Source organism: Streptomyces paromomycinus, assembly GCF_003865155.1.
Classification (GTDB): Bacteria; Actinomycetota; Actinomycetes; order Streptomycetales; family Streptomycetaceae; genus Streptomyces; species Streptomyces chrestomyceticus.
This window is the reverse complement of record NZ_BHZD01000001.1, coordinates 7,289,006-7,305,791: the sequence shown is the minus strand read 5'-3', so window position 1 is coordinate 7,305,791 and position 16,786 is coordinate 7,289,006. Positions and strand designations below refer to the sequence as shown.

Sequence of the window (16,786 nt, the reverse complement as noted above, 5' to 3'; positions counted from 1 at the left end):
CGGCAAAGCGCCCCGGGCGCGGACCGGCGCCCACCGCCCCATCCGGCCACCCCTTGGTGGTGCAAGATTGAACATCAGGTGCCAAAACCGGCAGCGGAGTGCTGCCGGAGGGCGGAACCGGGTGCCTGTGGGGCAGATCTGGATGCCCTCGGGGGCAGACCCGGGCACCATCAGGGCAGGTCGGCCGTCTTCGGGGCAGGTCCGACAGCCAGCGAGCCAAGCCCGGCCGCCATCGGAGCAGAACCGACAGCCACCGAGCCAGACCCGGCCGCCATCGGGACAGGACCGACAGCCACCGAGCCAAGCCCGGCCGCCATCGGGACAGGACCGACAGCCACCGAGCCAAGCCCGGCTGCCGCTCGGTCAGATCCACCCGTCCAGGGATTTCATGAACCCGTCGAAATCGTCCCGGTGGATGGTGTGCCCGGCGCCCTCGACCGTACGGACCTCGAAGCCGCGCGCCGCCACCCGCTCCTTGTCGGCCTCCGTGAACAGGAAGCCTTCCCCGGCCACCTGCACCAGGGAGGGGACCACCGGCCGCTCCGGTATGCGCTCGCGGAGGTCACTGCCGGACAGGGCCAGGGCCGTGTCCGGGTCCCACGCCTCGATCGTCGCCATCTCGATCTGCACGTCGGCCTCCTCCCAGCGCGGGTTGAAGCCCCGGATCATCTGGTGGGTGGCGCGCTTGAACTCGACGAACAGCGCGGGGTCCATCGGGCGCTCGGTGTTGCCGAGGGTCCAGGCCGGGTCCGAGTAGACGGCGCGCCGCGGGCGCAGCCGCTCCGCCGCCAGCGACAGCGCCATCGCGCCGAGCGAGTGCCCGAGGGCCACCTCCACGCCCGCGGGCAGGGTCTCCACCAGGTCGTCGGCGAACAGCTCGTCGCTGTACGGGCCGCGCGGGCTGGCGCCGTGGCCGCGCAGGTCGACGGCGATGACGCGGTAGCCGCGCGCGGCCAGCGCGGGGCCCACCCGGCGCCAGGTCCGGTGGTCCGACATGATGCCGTGGACCAGCACCGCGACCCGGTCGCCGGTACCCCACTCCTGGGTGTGCAGCTGCATGGACAAGCCTTTCCGTTCCGTTCCGCGCCACGGTCGGGCAGCGCGCCGGACCCTATTCTCACCTCATGAGCCATCCGCCTTTCGTACCTGCCGACTTCGTCGTCCCCCGGGAGCTGACCACCGGCCGCTTCCGGCTGGAACCGCTCACTCCGGACCACAACGCCGCCGACCACGCCGCCTGGACCGCGAGCATCACGCACATCAGGGCGACCCCCGGGTACACCGGCCGCGGCTGGCCGCCCGAGGCCGGGATGCCCCTTGAGGAGAACTTCGGCGACCTGCGGCGCCACGCCCAGGACTTCGAGCGGCGCACGGGCTTCACGTACTCCGTCATCGGGATACCGGACGGCGAGGTGGTCGGCTGCGTGTACATCTACCCCGCACCGGACGGACATGGCGGTACCGGGACGGAACCGGACGAGGTGTCGGACGCGGTCCCGGACGCGACGGTCCGCTCCTGGGTACGGGCCGACCGCGCCGAGCTGGACCTGCCCCTGTACGAGGCGGTACGGGACTGGCTGGCCGCGGACTGGCCCTTCAGGACGGTCGCCTACGCGGCCCGGCAGGCGTGACGGGACACCGGTGACCGTACGCCCGTGACCTCGCGCCCGCGGTCCCGCGCTTGCGCCGTCCGGCTCACAGCCAGTCGGTCTCGGGCGTGGCCGCGGCCAGGGCACGCGCCGCGCCCGTACGGACCGGGATGCCGTGCGGTACGCACAGCGTGTCCACGCCGGGCAGCGCGGCCAGCCGCCGGAAGGACGCGATGGCCACCTCACGGTCGACGTTGAAGGGACCGAGGATCACCCGGCCGTCCGGCCCCGTCGCCATGAGGTCGCCGGTGAACAGCACACCGGCGGCAGGCAGGTGCAGCGCCGTACTGCCCGGCGTGTGACCGGGGACGTGAAGGACGTGGGCGGGCTCGGGCCAGTCGTCGAGGACGTCCCCGTCGTGGAGTTCGTCGTCCACCCGTACGTGCTTCAGCGGCGGCGTGCCCGCCTCCGCCATGCCCGACTGGACCTGTTCGAGCAGGGGCGCTTCGGCAGCGGTGAGCGCCGGCGGCGGCTCGGGCGCGGCGCCGGAGACGGCCGGGGCGTCCGCCGCGCCCGCCAGGACGCGGGCGCCGGTGGCGGCCACCAGGTCGGCGGCCGACCCCATGTGGTCGACGTGGGAATGGGTCAGCACGATCTGCCGCAGCGCGTCCGGTTTCCCGGCGAGCCGGGTCACCGCCTCCAGGATCGCGGGGGCGGAGCCCGGGACGCCGGTGTCGACGGCCGCGAAACCGCCGTCGGACAGCCGTACGAGGTAGACATGGCCCACCGGGAACGGCAGCTGCCAGACGTCGGGGACGACCGGGACGGGGACGACCGGGTCGGGGCCGTCGGAAGCGCGACCGACGTCGGAAGACGCGGATGACGCGGAAGACGTGGGAGGCGGAGTCATGGTCCGGACGCTAGCGGTCAGCCCTCGCGACACCACCCGCTTTGCGCCCAGGGCGGATTGAGCGGACGGCGAACCTCACCACCGGCCACGGGCCACGGGCCACGGGCCACCGCCCACGGGCAGGAACCTACCCCTGCCCCCGAAAGGCCGGCAGCGCGAAGACCCGCTCCTTGGCCGGCTCGTCCATGATCTCCACCAGTGGCAGCACCGCGTCCCACAGGTCCTGCTTCTCGACCTCCAGCACCATCGCGTCCAGCTCCGCGTCCGGCAGCGCCCCCGCCGTGTCGGCCACCACCTTGCGCGACTCCGGCGGCAACTCTGCGACCAGCGGCAGGAACTCCGCCCACAGCCCCGTCGCGACGACCGCCCGGACGACCGTGCCGAGCACCTCGGCGTCGCGCAGCGACGGCAGGGCGGCGACCGCCCGCCGGTCCTCCCCGGACAGCAGGGCCACCAGCGGCAGCAGCGACTCCCACAGCCCCTGCTCGTGCGCGGTACGGACGAGCCCGTCCAGCCGTACGGGGTCCTGGCGGGCGGCGAGCGTGGCCACCCGCGCGCGCCGCTCCGGCCCGGCCAGTCCGGCCACGGCCAGCGCCTCGGGCCACAGTCCGTTGCCGGCCGCGGCCACCACCGAGGCCAGCCGCTCCTCCCCCATCAGCTCCAGGATGGCGTCCAGACGTTCCGGCAGGTCGATGAAGAACCCGACGCGCAGCACCACTTCGTCGTCGACGAGCTGGAGAATCCGCTCCAGGGCCCGGTCGCGCAGATGGCCGACGAAGCGTCCCATCGTCAGGTGGTCGCCGCGTTCGGCGAGGGCGACGGCGATACGGACCACGAGGTCCTCGTCCAGCCGGTCGACGATCCCGGCGATCCGGCGGGGGTCCAGGTGGCCGCAGGACTCGGCGGTGAAGGCGACCGGCAGCTTCTCGATGATGCCGGCGGCGCGGCCGGGGTCCAGCCGCCCGGCCACGGAGGCGGCCAGCCGCGGCCCGAGCGCCTTCTGCGAGATCGCGGCGGCGACCCCGGCCGGTACGAGCTTGGTGGCGGCGGCGATCCGGTCGAGCATGTCCGGCACGTCGTCGAAGAGCGTGTCGACGGTACGGGCGCGGAGCTGCCGTACGTCCTCGGCTGGCAGCCCGTGCAGGAACTCCAGCTGTTCCGGCAGGACATCGAGCAGCTGGGCGATCTTCTGTGCCTCGGCGCGGTTGCTGAGCGTGTCCATGGGGGTCACCGTTCGGTCGGCTGGGTCAGCGGAAGTCGGCCGGGTCAGCGGAACAGGATGCGGCGCACGGGGCCGCGGGCGAGGGCGGGCACCAGCTTCAGGGCCTCTTCGGCCGCGTCGTTGAGGCCCGCGGCGTGGCTCTCTTTACGGGTGCGCAACGCGCGCGTCAGTAGGCCGAGTTGTTCGGGCGCGGCAGCGGCGAGGCCGGGCGGCGCCGGGGCGCCGAGCGATTCGGCCAGGGCGCGGAACGCCTCGCTGTCCCCACCCGCGCCGGTCCGTGCGTCGGTGCTCGAACCTGTACCCACCAGTCCTCCCGGGGTGCGGCTACGACGGTTGCCCAGCAGCGTCGTTCCCGGCTGACTTTTAGTCAATAGTGCGGACGCGGCGGACCGCGCCCCCTCCCGGGACGTCGCCCTCTTCGAGCGGACTCCACGCCCTAGGCTCGCCCGTATGAGCCCTTCCATCGCCACCACCACCCGCGTGGACCTCGACGGACTGCTGGAGTTCGCGCGCCCCCGGCACCGCGCAGTCCTGATCACCCGGCGTTCCGACGGTATGCCGCAGGCATCGCCGCTGACCTGCGGCGTCGACGACTCCGGGCGGCTGGTGATGGCGACGTATCCGGAGCGCGCCAAGGTGCGCAACGCCCGCCGGGCGCCCTCGGTGAGCGTGCTCCTGCTGTCCGACGAGTGGACCGGGCCCTGGGTGCAGATCGACGGCGAGGCGGAGATCCTGGACGCGCCGGACTCGGTCGAGCCGCTGGTCGAGTACTACCGCAGCGTCGCGGGCGAGCACCCGGACTGGCACGAGTACCGCGCCGCGATGATCACGCAGGGCAAGTCGCTGATCCGGGTGACACCGCTGCGGTGGGGGCCGGTCGCCACGGGCGGCTTCCCGGCCCGCCTCGCCGAGGAGGAGGACCGGGCCGAGGGGACGAGCTGACCTCCGTCGGCCTCCGTCGGCCTCCCGCCCCCTCACCCTCGGCGGCCCGCGTGGCCACCGCCTCAGCGCGTCTTGTCAGCACCTCCGTTCACGTTCAGCACCTGACCCGTGATGTGCCGCGCCCCTTCGGACGCCAGGAACGCGACCGCCGCCGCGACATCCTCCGGGCGCCCGGCCCGGCCCGTGGCGGTGGCGTCCACCAGCCACGCCCGCCGCTCGTCGGAGAGCCGGTCCCGGAAGAACTCGGTGTCCTCGATGTAGCCGGGCGAGACGACGTTGGCGGTGACGCCGCGCGGGCCGAGCGTGTTCGCCAGGTCGAGGTTCCAGGTGGTGAGCCCCGCCTTGGCCGCGCCGTACGCACCCGGGGAACCCGCTCCCCGAGACGCTGCGATCGAGCCGATGTGCACCACGGCTCCGCCCGGGGTGAGCCGGTCTTCGACGGCCTTCGTGGTGAGGGCCGCGGTGAGCAGGTTGGCGTCGAGGTTGGCGCGGAAGGCCCGCGCGTACGAGGCAAGGTCGCCGCCCGGCGCGTCGTCCAGGTCGGTGTTGCCGCCGGCGTTGTTGACCAGGACGTCGATCCGCTCGGGCAGCTCGTCCAGGAGACGGGTCAGCGCGGCGGGGTCGGTGTGGTCGCAGACGACCGCGCGGGCGCCGGTCTCCTCGGCGGCCTTCTCCAGGGGTGCGGGACGGCGACCGGTGATGACGACCGCGTCCCCTTGTGCGGCGAAGTGCCGGGCGACGGCCAGACCGATGCCGGTGGCGCCGCCGGTGACCAGGATGGTGCGTGACATAAGCTGACTCCCGACGTCATGCGTTCAGGTCTAAATTCAGACCTGAACGCAGGTCTGAGGCCAGCCCCGCTGAGGCCAGCCCTGCATTTAGGCCTGAATTTAGATCTGAACGTAACATCCGCAGGAGGGCCCATGGCAAGCACGGACGCCCCGTACCCCGTCCAGGAGATCGCCGACGCCTGGGAACGCGAGCGCCCCGGCATGCCCGTCTCGTCCATCGGGATCGTCACGCCCCTGTGGCAGTTGGCCAAGCTGCTGGGCGACGACCGGCGCCGGGTACTGGCCCGCGCCGGAGTGGACACCGCCACCCTGGACCTGCTCAGCGTGCTGCGCCGCGCCGGCGCCCCGTACACCCTCAGCACCCGCGAACTCGCGGCCCGCTCCATGGTGACGGCCGGCGCGATCTCCCAGCGCGTCGCCCGCGCCGAGCGTGAGGGGCTGGCCGTACGCCGCCCCGGCGAGGGCCGCCCCCGTACGGTGCTGGTGGAGCTGACCCCGGCCGGACACACACTCGTCGAAGAGACCGTGGACCAGGTGCTGCACCGGGAGACCGAACTGGTCAGCGGCCTGAAGCCGGACCAGCAGGAACAGCTCGCGGGCCTCCTGAAGCTGCTGCTCCAGGACGTCCAGACGCGCCTGGGCGACGACCGGATCACACAGGTCGGGGAATAGCACCCACCCTTGCGCGGGCGTCCGCGCGCCTTCCACCCCTTGCGCGGGCGTCCGCGCGCCTTCCACGGCGGCCGGTTCACGACCGGTGCGGCGTTATTTCCACCATTGACACAGAAACGTTCATGCTGGATGCTCCTGCGGCGTGAATTGCGCTTTCCCGACGCGCACGTACGCAGCACCGGGCAGCCTGCGCCGGGGCAACGACCGAATTCCCCGGGCAATGCCCCGCCAGCACCCCTGTCGCCACACCTGCTTTCCACGCCCTGTCGGTGAACACGAGCAGAAAGACGAAGGAACACTTTGCGCCATCGAATACGCACCCTGGATTCCACCCGGCGGCGATTCTCCGCCGTGACGGTGCTCACCGCGACCCTGTCCTCGCTCCTCGCCGCCGCGGCCCCCGCAACCGCCGCCGAAGCTGCCGACGCACAGCCGGCGCTCCCCAAGGTGACCTGCACGTCCGCCAAGGACGGGCTCGCCGACCGGCTTTCCGAAGACCTCGGCCAGGTGTTGCGTGCGCACACTTCCGGCCATACCTCGTTCGCCCTCTACGACCGCACGAGCGACACCCGGTGCGCGTACGACGCGGACCGGCAGTACGACTCGGCGAGTGTCGTGAAGGTCGTGGTGCTGGGCACCCTCTTGCGGCAGGCTCAGGAAGAACAGCGCGCTCTGACCGCGGACGAGAAAAAACTCGCGGAAAAGATGATTACGAGGTCGGACAACGACGCCACCACCACGCTGTGGAAGCGGGCTGGCCTCGGGCGGATAAACAGCTTCCTGCGGCTCGCCGGAATGCACAACACCGTTCCCGACACGGAAGGGTACTGGGGACTGACCCAGATCAACGCCGCCGACCAGCTCACCCTGCTGCGGCTCCTCACCGCTGAGAACACCGTGCTCGACGGCGCCTCCCGCGCGTACGCCCTGGACCTCATGGCCCGGGTGGTGCCCGAGCAGCGCTGGGGCGTGCCCGCCGGTGCGCCGGCCGGGGCGAAGGTGCACGTCAAGAACGGCTGGCTGCAACGGAGCAGCGGCGGCTGGCGGGTGCACAGCGTCGGCGCGGTCACCGGCGGGGGGCATGACTACGGGCTGGTCGTCCTGACCGCGGACCATCCGGGCATGGACGCCGGGGTCCGCACGATCGAAGACCTGGCCCGCACCCTGCACAAGGACCTCAACGGGACGGCGCGTCCGGTCCGGGAGGCCCGTGCCAGGGTGCTGCCCCACACGTCGGACGGCTCACTGGTGCCCGAAACCGAACGGTGATCCGGTACACATAAGCCGATCCGGCACGCATAAGTCGCGGCGCCTGCCCTCCGGTCGGGGAGGGAGGCAGGCGCCGCGGGTGTTCCGCACGTCGTTGTACGGGACATCTGTGAGCCGGGGCCGCTACACGGTCAGTGCGCGGTCCGTCGGCTTGACGGGGGCGGGCAGCGCGCTGGCGCCCGCGAGGTAGCGGTCCACACCGCGGGCCGCCGAGCGGCCCTCGGCGATGGCCCAGACGATCAGCGACTGGCCACGACCCGCGTCACCCGCAACGTACACGCCGGGGACGTTGGTCGCGAAGTCGGCGTCGCGGGCGATGTTGCCGCGCGCGTCCAGCTCCAGTCCGAACTGTGAGACCAGCCCGTTCTCCTGGTCGGTGCCGGTGAAGCCCATGGCCAGGGTGACCAGCTGCGCGGGAATCCTGCGCTCGGTGCCCGGCTTCGGCTCCGGACGGCCGTCCTTGAACTCCACCTCGACCAGGTGCAGCCACTGGACGTTGCCGTCCTCGTCGCCCTCGAAGTGGGTGGTGGAGACGGAGTACAGCCGCTCGCCGCCCTCCTCGTGCGCGGAGGTGACCTTGTAGAGCATCGGGAAGGTCGGCCAGGGCTGGTCCGGGTTCCGCTCGTCGCCCGGCTTGCCCATGATCTCCAGCTGGGTGACCGAGGCCGCGCCCTGGCGGTGCGCCGTGCCGACGCAGTCCGCGCCGGTGTCGCCGCCGCCGATGACCACGACGTGCTTGCCCTCGGCGGTGATCGGGGAGACGGTCAGGTCGCCCTCCTGCACCTTGTTGGCGAGCGGCAGGTACTCCATCGCGAAGTGGACGCCGTTCAGCTCGCGCCCGGGGACCTTCAGGTCACGCGAGGTGGTGGCACCGGCGGCGATCACGACGGCGTCGTAGCGCTTGCGCAGCTTGGCGGCGTCGATGTCCCGGCCGATCTCCACCTCCGTACGGAACTTGGTGCCTTCCGCCCGCATCTGCTCGATACGGCGGTTGATGTGGCGCTTTTCCATCTTGAACTCGGGGATGCCGTAGCGGAGGAGCCCGCCGATCCGGTCCGCGCGCTCGTAGACGGCGACGGTGTGGCCCGCCCGGGTGAGCTGCTGGGCGGCGGCCAGGCCGGCCGGGCCCGAGCCGATGACGGCGACGGTCTTGCCGGACAGCCGCTCCGGCGGCTGCGGGGTGACGTCCCCGCTGTCCCACGCCTTGTCGATGATGGTGACCTCGACGTTCTTGATGGTCACCGGCGGCTGGTTGATGCCCAGCACACACGCCGACTCGCAGGGGGCCGGGCACAGGCGACCGGTGAACTCCGGGAAGTTGTTGGTCGCGTGCAGCCGCTCGCTGGCGGCCGTCCAGTCCTCGCGGTAGGCGTAGTCGTTCCACTCGGGGATGAGGTTTCCGAGCGGACAGCCGTTGTGGCAGAAGGGAATGCCGCAGTCCATGCAGCGCCCGGCCTGCTTGCTGATGATCGGCAGCAGCGAACCGGGGACGTAGACCTCGTTCCAGTCGCGGACGCGCTCCTCGACGGGGCGGGTCTTCGCGACCTCGCGGCCGGTGGTCAGGAAGCCCTTGGGGTCAGCCATTGATCGCCGCCTCCATCATCTTCTCGTGGGTCTCGGACTCGGAGAGCCCGGCTCGCTCGGCGGCGTCCTTGGCGGCGAGCACTGCCTGGTAGGTGGCCGGGATGACCTTGCTGAAGCGGGGCAGCGCGGCGTCCCAGTCGGCGAGCAGCTTCGCGGCGACGGTGGAGCCGGTCTCCTCCTGGTGGCGGCGCACGACGTCGTGCAGCCACTGCCGGTCGGTGGCGTCCAGTTCGGTGGAGACGGCGGCGGTCAGCTCACGGTTGACGTTGGCCGGGTCCAGGTCGATCACGTACGCGATGCCGCCGGACATGCCGGCCGCGAAGTTGCGCCCGGTCTCGCCCAGGATGACGGCGTGACCGCCCGTCATGTACTCGCAGCCGTGGTCGCCGACGCCCTCGGACACCACCGTGGCGCCGGAGTTGCGGACGCAGAACCGCTCGCCGACGCGGCCGCGCAGGAACAGTTCGCCGCCGGTGGCCCCGTAGGCGAGGGTGTTGCCCGCGATGGTCGAGTACTCGGCCAGGTGGTCGGCGCCGCGGTCCGGGCGGACCACGATCCGGCCGCCGGACAGGCCCTTGCCGACGTAGTCGTTGGCGTCGCCCTCCAGCCGCAGCGTGACGCCGGGCGGCAGGAACGCGCCGAAGGACTGGCCGGCCGAGCCGGTGAAGGTGATGTCGATCGTGTCGTCGGGCAGGCCCTGGCCGCCGAACTTCTTGGTCACCTCGTGGCCGAGCATGGTGCCGACGGTCCGGTTGATGTTGCGGATCGCGACCTGGGCCCGTACGGGCTGCGCGGCCTCGGCGGTGTCCGCGGACAGCGCGTCGACGGACAGCTTGATCAGCTCGTTGTCGAGCGCCTTCTCCAGGCCATGGTCCTGGACGGCGACCTGGTGGCGTACGGCGCCCTCGGGCAGCTCGGGCACGTGCAGCAGCGGAGCCAGGTCCAGGCCCTGCGCCTTCCAGTGGTCGACGGCCTTGGAGGTGTCCAGCAGTCCGGCGTGGCCGACCGCCTCCTCCAGCGAGCGGAAGCCCAGCTCGGCGAGGATCTCGCGGACCTCCTCCGCGATGAACTGGAAGAAGTTGACGACGTACTCGGCCTTGCCGCTGAACCGCTCGCGCAGCGTCGGGTTCTGGGTGGCGATGCCGACCGGGCAGGTGTCCAGGTGGCAGACGCGCATCATGACGCAGCCGGAGACCACCAGCGGCGCGGTCGCGAAGCCGTACTCCTCGGCGCCCAGCAGGGCGGCGATGACCACGTCGCGGCCGGTCTTGAGCTGGCCGTCGGTCTGCACCACGATCCGGTCGCGCAGGCCGTTGAGCAGCAGTGTCTGCTGCGTCTCGGCCAGGCCCAGCTCCCAGGGACCGCCCGCGTGCTTCAGGGAGGTCAGCGGGGAGGCGCCCGTACCGCCGTCGTGGCCGGAGATCAGGACGACGTCCGCGTGCGCCTTGGAGACGCCCGCCGCGACCGTGCCGACACCGACCTCGGAGACCAGCTTCACGTGGATGCGGGCCTGCGGATTGGCGTTCTTCAGGTCGTGGATGAGCTGGGCGAGGTCCTCGATGGAGTAGATGTCGTGGTGCGGCGGCGGGGAGATCAGGCCCACGCCGGGCGTCGAGTGCCGGGTCTTGGCGACCCACGGGTAGACCTTGTGACCGGGCAGCTGGCCGCCCTCGCCGGGCTTGGCGCCCTGTGCCATCTTGATCTGGATGTCGTCGGAGTTGACCAGGTATTCGCTGGTCACGCCGAACCGGCCGGAGGCGACCTGCTTGATCGAGGAGCGGCGCGCCGGGTCGTACAGGCGCTCCGGGTCCTCGCCGCCCTCACCGGTGTTGGACTTGCCGCCCAGCTGGTTCATGGCGATGGCGAGGGTCTCGTGCGCCTCCTGAGAGATGGAGCCGTACGACATCGCACCCGTCGAGAAACGCTTGACGATCTCGGAGGCGGGCTCGACCTCCTCCAGGGGCACCGAGGGGCGGTCGGACTTGAACGAGAACAGGCCACGCAGCGTCATCAGGCGCTCGGACTGCTCGTTCACCCGCTCCGTGTACTGCTTGAAGATGTCGTAGCGGCGCGAGCGGGTGGAGTGCTGGAGGCGGAAGACCGTGTCCGGGTCGAACAGGTGCGGCTCGCCCTCGCGGCGCCACTGGTACTCGCCGCCGATGTCCAGCGCGCGGTGCGCCGGGGCGATGCCGGTGGCCGGGTACGCCTTGGCGTGCCGCGCCGCGACCTCCTTGGCGATCACGTCGAGGCCGGCGCCGCCGATCTTCGTCGTGGTGCCGTGGAAGTAGGCGTCCACGAAGCCCTGGTCCAGGCCGACGGCCTCGAAGACCTGCGCGCCCCGGTAGGAGGCGACGGTGGAGATGCCCATCTTGGACATCACCTTCAGGACGCCCTTGCCGAGCGCCTTGATCAGGTTCTTGATCGCGGGCTCGGGGTCGGTGTCCTTCGGCAGGAACGTACCGGCGCGGACCAGGTCCTCGACCGACTCCATCGCCAGGTACGGGTTGACGGCGGCGGCGCCGTACCCGATGAGCAGCGCGACGTGGTGCACCTCGCGCACGTCACCGGCCTCGACGAGCAGGCCGACCTGGGTGCGCTGCTTGGTGCCGATGAGGTGGTGGTGCACCGCGGCGGTGAGCAGCAGGGACGGGATCGGGGCGTGCTCGGCGTCCGAGTGCCGGTCGGAGAGCACGATCAGGCGGGCGCCGTCCTCGATGGCCGCGTCGGCCTCGGCGCAGATCCGGGCGATCCGGGCGGCCAGTGCCTCGCCACCGCCGGAGACCCGGTACAGACCGGACAGGGTGACGGCCTTCATGCCCGGCATGTCGCCGTCGGCGTTGATGTGGATGAGCTTGGCCAGCTCGTCGTTGTCGATCACCGGGAACGGCAGCATGACGCTGCGGCAGGAGGCCGCGGTCGGCTCCAGCAGGTTGCCCTGCGGGCCGAGCGAGGAGATCAGCGAGGTGACCAGCTCCTCGCGGATGGCGTCCAGCGGCGGGTTGGTGACCTGCGCGAACAGCTGGGTGAAGTAGTCGAACAGCAGTCGCGGGCGCTCGGAGAGGGCGGCGATCGGCGAGTCCGTACCCATCGAGCCGATGGGCTCGGCACCGGTCTTGGCCATCGGCGCCAGGATGACGCGCAGCTCCTCCTCCGTGTAGCCGAAGGTCTGCTGACGGCGGGTGACCGAGGCGTGGGTGTGCACGATGTGCTCGCGCTCGGGCAGGTCGGCCAGCTCGATCAGGCCCGCGTCCAGCCACTCCTGGTACGGGTGCTCGGCGGCGAGCTGCGCCTTGATCTCGTCGTCCTCGATGATGCGGTGCTCGGCGGTGTCCACCAGGAACATCCGGCCGGGCTGGAGGCGGCCCTTGCGGACGACCTTGGCCGGGTCGATGTCCAGCACGCCGACCTCGGAGGAGAGCACCACCAGGCCGTCGTCGGTGACCCAGTAGCGGCCGGGGCGCAGGCCGTTGCGGTCCAGGACCGCGCCGACCTGGGTGCCGTCGGTGAAGGTGACGCAGGCCGGGCCGTCCCAGGGCTCCATCATCGTGGAGTGGTACGCGTAGAAGGCCCGTCGCGCCGGGTCCATGGAGGTGCTGTTCTCCCACGCCTCCGGGACCATCATCAGCACCGAGTGCGGCAGCGAGCGGCCGCCGAGGTGCAGCAGTTCCAGGACCTCGTCGAAGGAGGCGGAGTCGGACGCGTCCGGCGTGCAGACCGGGAAGAGCCGCTCCAGGTTGGCGCTGTCCCCGGTGGCGTCCGCGAAGAGCTTGCTGGCGAGCTGGGACTCGCGGGCCCGCATCCAGTTCCGGTTGCCCTGGACGGTGTTGATCTCACCGTTGTGCGCGACGAAGCGGTACGGGTGGGCCAGCGGCCAGCTCGGGAAGGTGTTCGTGGAGAAGCGGGAGTGCACCAGCGCGATGGCGGTGGCGAAGCGGCGGTCGGACAGATCCGGGAAGAACGGCTCCAGCTGGCCGGTCGTCAGCATGCCCTTGTAGACGATCGTGCGGGCCGACAGCGACGGGAAGTAGACGCCCGCCTCGCGCTCGGAGCGCTTGCGCAGCACGAACGCCTTGCGGTCCAGGGCAAGGCCGGTGTCCTTGCCGTGCTTGTCGGTGACGAAGAGCTGGGAGAAGGCGGGCATCGTGGCACGGGCGCCGTTGCCGAGCAGCTGCGGGGCCACCGGGACGACCCGCCAGCCGAGGACGTCCAGGCCCTCTTCGGACGCGATCGTCTCGATCCGTGAGACGGCGGCCGCGGCGTCCTCGGCCACGGACGGCAGGAAGGCGATGCCCACGGCGTACGCGCCGGCGTCGGGCAGGGCGAAGGTGACGCTCTCGCGCAGGAAGGCGTCCGGGATCTGGAGGAGGATGCCGGCGCCGTCGCCCGAGTCGGGCTCGGAGCCGGTCGCGCCGCGGTGCTCGAGGTTGCGCAGGACGGTGAGGGCCTGTTCGACCAGGGCGTGGCTGGGCTCGCCGGTGAGGGTCGCCACGAAGCCGACGCCGCAGGCGTCGTGCTCGTTACGGGGGTCGTACATTCCCTGCGGGGCGGGGCGCCCGTCCATGGGCGACCAGGGGGCGGCGCTGGCGCTGCCGGTGGTCGCGGAGTGCGTGGACGCGGAACGCATCGGCTCTCCCAACGTCGTCGTGGCATGTTCAGTGCCGAGGGACGACGTTGGCCCTCCGCGAAATTTCGTGCAGGCTACAGGATGGCTCGCTTCTCGAAAAGCGGATAGAGCCTTCCAGAATGCGGACACCACTCGTGGCGGGGACCGGGGGCGCGGGCGGACGGATCAGCCTCCACCGGCGCCATCTGCGTCGTTTTCGAGCAGGCGACATTGCCCGCAACGCTTGGGCCTTATGCCCGGCCCCGCACGCGACCAAACCGCCCGGTAACACTTTAGTTATGCGGGGGTCCGCATACTGCTGCACGTAGGGTCAGCCTACGGCCGTACCGAACAATGCGCCCAGGACGTACGTCACACCCGCCGCCGCGCCGCCGAGGGCCAGCTGCCGCAGACCGCTGAACCACCAGGACCGCGCCGTCACCCGCGCCACGACGGCTCCGCACCCGAAGAGCCCCACCAGCGCCAGCAGCACCGCGGGCCACAACTGGGAGGCGCCCAGCAGGTACGGCAGGACGGGCAGCAGGGCACCCAGCGCGAAGGAGCCGAAGGACGAGACGGCGGCGACGGCGGGCGAGGGCAGGTCGGACGGGTCGATGCCCAGCTCCTCGCGGGCGTGGATCTCCAGCGCCTGTTCCGGGTCCTTCGACAGCTGCCGGGCCACCTCACGGGCCAGCTCCGGCTCCACGCCGCGCGACTCGTACAGCGCGGCCAGCTCCTCCAGTTCGCCCTTGGGGTGCTTGCGCAGTTCCCGCCGCTCCACGTCCAGTTCGGCGAGGACCAGCTCCCGCTGGGAGGCCACCGAGGTGTACTCGCCGGCCGCCATGGAGAACGCGCCCGCGGCCAGGCCCGCGAGACCGGTGATGATGATGGTCTGCTGGGAGACCGCGCCGCCGGCGACGCCGGTCATCAGGGCGAGGTTGGAGACCAGTCCGTCCATCGCGCCGAAGACGGCGGGGCGCAGCCAGCCGCCGTTCACGTCGCGGTGGGTGTGGTTGTCGCGGTGGGCTATGTGCGTAGGCGCCGAAGCGTCCATGACATCCATGACAGACATATGGGGACCCGTTCCCTTCTCGCGAGGTGTGGGCCGATGCCGGCGCTTCCCCCTCCAACACCTCGAAGCTATGCGTCGCACACCCCGCCGCGCTAGCAAGGAAGGCCGAACTTACTGCGCTGACCTGCGGGTTTACGGGAGGCCCAGGCGTTGGTGAGGGGTGGATCACATCGGGCGGCGCGGCGGGGTGCGGAAAACCGCAGCCGATCATGCGGGAAACCGCAATGCGGTGGGGAGGTCCGGCGCGGGATGCTGAACGCAGATTCACCGACAGTGCACGGACTGCCGGTGTACGGACTGACGAGGCATGAGGGGGCAGGGGCATGAGCGGACGGCATCAACCAGCTTCGGGAGTCGCGGTGCGAAAGGTGGCCGACGTCGCGCCGGAGGTCCGGGACCGGCTCGCCGTCCGGTTCGGGGACGAAGTACGCGCCTGGTGCGACACCCTGCCGGAGCTCGTCGGCAACCTCACTGCCCGCTGGCGCCTGGAGCTCGTCGAGGCGAACGGCGGCGGCACCTCGCGGGTGTTCCGTTGCCTGCGCCGTGACACCGGCACCTCGGCGTGGCTCAAGCTCACCCCGGAGCCCGCCCTCGCCCGCGAGGAGGCCGCAGCCCTGACCGCCTGGGCGGGGACACCGTCGGTCGTCACGCTGCTGGCGCAGGACCTCGAAGCCGGTGCCCTGCTGCTGGAGGACGTGGAGCCGGGAGTGCCGGTGAGACGGCTGGACCGGCGGCTGCCCGAAGTCGCGGCGCTGCTGCGGGACCTGCGGGCTCCCGCTGCCCCACCGGGAGCTCCCGCTCCCCCGCCGGGAGCTCCCGCTCCCCCGCCGGGAGCTCCCGCTGCCCCACCGGGAGCTCCCGCTCCCCCGCCGGGAGCTCCCGCTCCCCCGCCGGGAGCTCCCGCTCCCCCGCCGGGAGCTCCCGCTCCCCCGCCGGGGGCTCCCGCTCCCCTTCCGGAACGTCCCCCGGCGGTGCAACCCCTGGCGCAGCGGGTCGAGTTCCTCTTCCGCCTGACGAGCCGCAGGCTGGCGGCGTCCGGCACCGGCGGCCTGCTCGATCCGGCGGTGCTCGGCCGGGCGCGTGGGGCGGCTCTGGACCTCGCCTCCGACGGGCCCCGGACGCTGGTTCACGGCGATCTTCACCCGGACAACGTGCTGTCAGGCCCGGGGGCCCGCATGGTGGCCATCGATCCGCGGCCCGCCTGGGGCGACCCCGACTTCGACGCGGTGGACTGGGTGCTGGACGGCGTCACGACGTTCGCCGCGCTGGAAGAGCGGGCCAGGGAACTGGCCGCGTTGGTACCCGGCCAGTCCCCCGACCGCGTACTGGGCTGGTGCCGGTCCCTGGCCGTCCTCAACGCGGCCCTCGGGATCTGCGCGCGGCGGGACGACGCGAAGACGCGGTTCCTCATAGCCCTGGCAAGCGCCTGAACCACCCGAGACCGGCCCGGAGTGGCTCGGAGCAGGGCTTTTACGACGGTAGCCACGGCAGCTGACACTAAGGTTCGAAGCCGACAACTCATATGACATGGAGCCGATCCGGACAATCGGGGGCGCATTCCGGCCGGGGGCCCGGGAGAAGATTGCCATGTACAGGTGTTTTACAGGATCGTCTTTTTTGTCAGGGCGAGACGATCTGACGACCGCGGTTCCGGGTCGTTCAGATATTCGTCGGCACGCCGCGATGTGCGTCGGTCGCCGCGTGCCCTCCGGTTCGACATTCGAATTGAGGAGAACTCATGCTGTCCAAGACGAAAAGGCTCGGACGTTCCGCCGTCGTGGCGTTCGCCGCGGCTGCCGCGTTCACCGTGACCATGCCGACCGGTAACGCATTCGCCATCAACAAGGTCGAGTGCCGCGCCGGGGAGAACTACCTGAAGATCTGGTCGCACAGCGGTAACAAGAACAGCGTGGACTGCTACGCCAACGCCGGGCGGATCAACTTCGGCAGTTGGTGGGTCGACAGGATCTACACGGGCAACAACGACCTGATCTACTACGACGACAACGGCGATTCGGTGCGGGTCGACCGGTGGACCGACATTTCCTACCCCAACCGTCCGCCGAAGGTGAAGGCCATCGAAATTGTGTGACGGCCGCGCATGAACCCGGTCGGCACCGGGAATGGGCATT

Annotated in this window: 14 protein-coding genes; 6 read left to right on the top strand and 8 right to left on the bottom strand. The window is 71.3% G+C overall.

What is annotated here, in order from left to right:
- Positions 1-363: 363 nt before the first annotated feature.
- Entirely contained in the window at positions 364-1,059 is a 696-nt protein-coding gene (locus tag OEIGOIKO_RS31530; protein WP_125056890.1) for an alpha/beta fold hydrolase, read from the bottom strand.
- A 65-nt stretch (positions 1,060-1,124) separates the two neighbouring features.
- On the opposite strand from OEIGOIKO_RS31530, the gene OEIGOIKO_RS31525 reads away from it, so the two are divergent.
- Positions 1,125-1,631, top strand: a complete 507-nt coding sequence (locus OEIGOIKO_RS31525; protein WP_125056889.1) for a GNAT family N-acetyltransferase — start codon at positions 1,125-1,127, stop codon at positions 1,629-1,631.
- 64 nt (positions 1,632-1,695) lie between these two features.
- Here OEIGOIKO_RS31525 and OEIGOIKO_RS31520 read toward each other — a convergent pair whose 3' ends face one another.
- From OEIGOIKO_RS31520 to OEIGOIKO_RS31510, 3 genes are all read right to left on the bottom strand, one after another.
- The gene (locus OEIGOIKO_RS31520; protein ID WP_125056888.1) at positions 1,696-2,499 is read right to left on the bottom strand and encodes an MBL fold metallo-hydrolase; all 804 of its coding nucleotides are present in this window, start codon (positions 2,497-2,499) and stop codon (positions 1,696-1,698) included.
- 127 nt (positions 2,500-2,626) lie between these two features.
- Complete coding sequence (locus OEIGOIKO_RS31515) at positions 2,627-3,721, bottom strand: hypothetical protein (RefSeq protein WP_125056887.1); 1,095 nt, start codon at positions 3,719-3,721, stop codon at positions 2,627-2,629.
- Positions 3,722-3,765: 44 nt separating this feature from the next.
- The gene (locus tag OEIGOIKO_RS31510) at positions 3,766-4,026 is read right to left on the bottom strand and encodes a hypothetical protein (protein ID WP_246177655.1); all 261 of its coding nucleotides are present in this window, start codon (positions 4,024-4,026) and stop codon (positions 3,766-3,768) included.
- Between the two features lie 145 nt (positions 4,027-4,171).
- On the opposite strand from OEIGOIKO_RS31510, the gene OEIGOIKO_RS31505 reads away from it, so the two are divergent.
- Entirely contained in the window at positions 4,172-4,663 is a 492-nt protein-coding gene (locus tag OEIGOIKO_RS31505) for a PPOX class F420-dependent oxidoreductase (protein WP_125056886.1), read from the top strand.
- A 62-nt stretch (positions 4,664-4,725) separates the two neighbouring features.
- On the opposite strand, the gene OEIGOIKO_RS31500 is transcribed toward OEIGOIKO_RS31505, so the two are convergent.
- Positions 4,726-5,454, bottom strand: coding sequence for an SDR family NAD(P)-dependent oxidoreductase (locus tag OEIGOIKO_RS31500; RefSeq protein WP_125056885.1), 729 nt, complete (start codon positions 5,452-5,454; stop codon positions 4,726-4,728).
- 132 nt (positions 5,455-5,586) lie between these two features.
- Between OEIGOIKO_RS31500 and OEIGOIKO_RS31495 the strand changes: the two genes are divergently transcribed.
- Positions 5,587-6,126, top strand: a complete 540-nt coding sequence (locus tag OEIGOIKO_RS31495; protein ID WP_125056884.1) for a MarR family winged helix-turn-helix transcriptional regulator — start codon at positions 5,587-5,589, stop codon at positions 6,124-6,126.
- Positions 6,127-6,426: 300 nt separating this feature from the next.
- Positions 6,427-7,395 (top strand): serine hydrolase, encoded by a 969-nt coding sequence (locus tag OEIGOIKO_RS31490; protein WP_246177654.1) that lies wholly within the window; start codon positions 6,427-6,429, stop codon positions 7,393-7,395.
- Between the two features lie 123 nt (positions 7,396-7,518).
- Here the strand turns inward: OEIGOIKO_RS31490 and OEIGOIKO_RS31485 are convergent, their stop codons facing one another.
- The 3 genes from OEIGOIKO_RS31485 to OEIGOIKO_RS31475 form a co-directional block, all read right to left on the bottom strand.
- Entirely contained in the window at positions 7,519-8,979 is a 1,461-nt protein-coding gene (locus OEIGOIKO_RS31485) for a glutamate synthase subunit beta (RefSeq protein WP_125056883.1), read from the bottom strand.
- Complete coding sequence (gene gltB / locus OEIGOIKO_RS31480) at positions 8,972-13,603, bottom strand: glutamate synthase large subunit (RefSeq protein ID WP_125056882.1); 4,632 nt, start codon at positions 13,601-13,603, stop codon at positions 8,972-8,974. Before gltB ends, OEIGOIKO_RS31485 begins: the two co-directional genes overlap by 8 nt.
- Positions 13,604-13,913: 310 nt before the next feature.
- The gene (locus OEIGOIKO_RS31475; RefSeq protein WP_125059201.1) at positions 13,914-14,645 is read right to left on the bottom strand and encodes a VIT1/CCC1 transporter family protein; all 732 of its coding nucleotides are present in this window, start codon (positions 14,643-14,645) and stop codon (positions 13,914-13,916) included.
- Between the two features lie 368 nt (positions 14,646-15,013).
- Between OEIGOIKO_RS31475 and OEIGOIKO_RS31470 the strand changes: the two genes are divergently transcribed.
- Positions 15,014-16,084: an aminoglycoside phosphotransferase family protein gene (locus OEIGOIKO_RS31470; RefSeq protein ID WP_281288409.1), complete on the top strand. Its 1,071-nt coding sequence runs from the start codon at positions 15,014-15,016 to the stop codon at positions 16,082-16,084.
- Between the two features lie 308 nt (positions 16,085-16,392).
- The gene (locus OEIGOIKO_RS31465) at positions 16,393-16,746 is read left to right on the top strand and encodes a beta/gamma crystallin domain-containing protein (RefSeq protein WP_125056880.1); all 354 of its coding nucleotides are present in this window, start codon (positions 16,393-16,395) and stop codon (positions 16,744-16,746) included.
- The last annotated feature ends 40 nt before the right edge of the window (positions 16,747-16,786 follow it).

Coding starts and splice junctions, on each gene's coding strand:
- OEIGOIKO_RS31530 (WP_125056890.1), bottom strand. CDS start 1,059: ATGCAGCTGCACACCCAGGAGTGGGGTACCGGCGACCGGGTCGCGGTG.
- OEIGOIKO_RS31525 (WP_125056889.1), top strand. CDS start 1,125: ATGAGCCATCCGCCTTTCGTACCTGCCGACTTCGTCGTCCCCCGGGAG.
- OEIGOIKO_RS31520 (WP_125056888.1), bottom strand. CDS start 2,499: ATGACTCCGCCTCCCACGTCTTCCGCGTCATCCGCGTCTTCCGACGTC.
- OEIGOIKO_RS31515 (WP_125056887.1), bottom strand. CDS start 3,721: ATGGACACGCTCAGCAACCGCGCCGAGGCACAGAAGATCGCCCAGCTG.
- OEIGOIKO_RS31505 (WP_125056886.1), top strand. CDS start 4,172: ATGAGCCCTTCCATCGCCACCACCACCCGCGTGGACCTCGACGGACTG.
- OEIGOIKO_RS31500 (WP_125056885.1), bottom strand. CDS start 5,454: ATGTCACGCACCATCCTGGTCACCGGCGGCGCCACCGGCATCGGTCTG.
- OEIGOIKO_RS31495 (WP_125056884.1), top strand. CDS start 5,587: ATGGCAAGCACGGACGCCCCGTACCCCGTCCAGGAGATCGCCGACGCC.
- OEIGOIKO_RS31485 (WP_125056883.1), bottom strand. CDS start 8,979: ATGGCTGACCCCAAGGGCTTCCTGACCACCGGCCGCGAGGTCGCGAAG.
- gltB (WP_125056882.1), bottom strand. CDS start 13,603: ATGCGTTCCGCGTCCACGCACTCCGCGACCACCGGCAGCGCCAGCGCC.
- OEIGOIKO_RS31475 (WP_125059201.1), bottom strand. CDS start 14,645: ATGGATGTCATGGACGCTTCGGCGCCTACGCACATAGCCCACCGCGAC.
- OEIGOIKO_RS31465 (WP_125056880.1), top strand. CDS start 16,393: ATGCTGTCCAAGACGAAAAGGCTCGGACGTTCCGCCGTCGTGGCGTTC.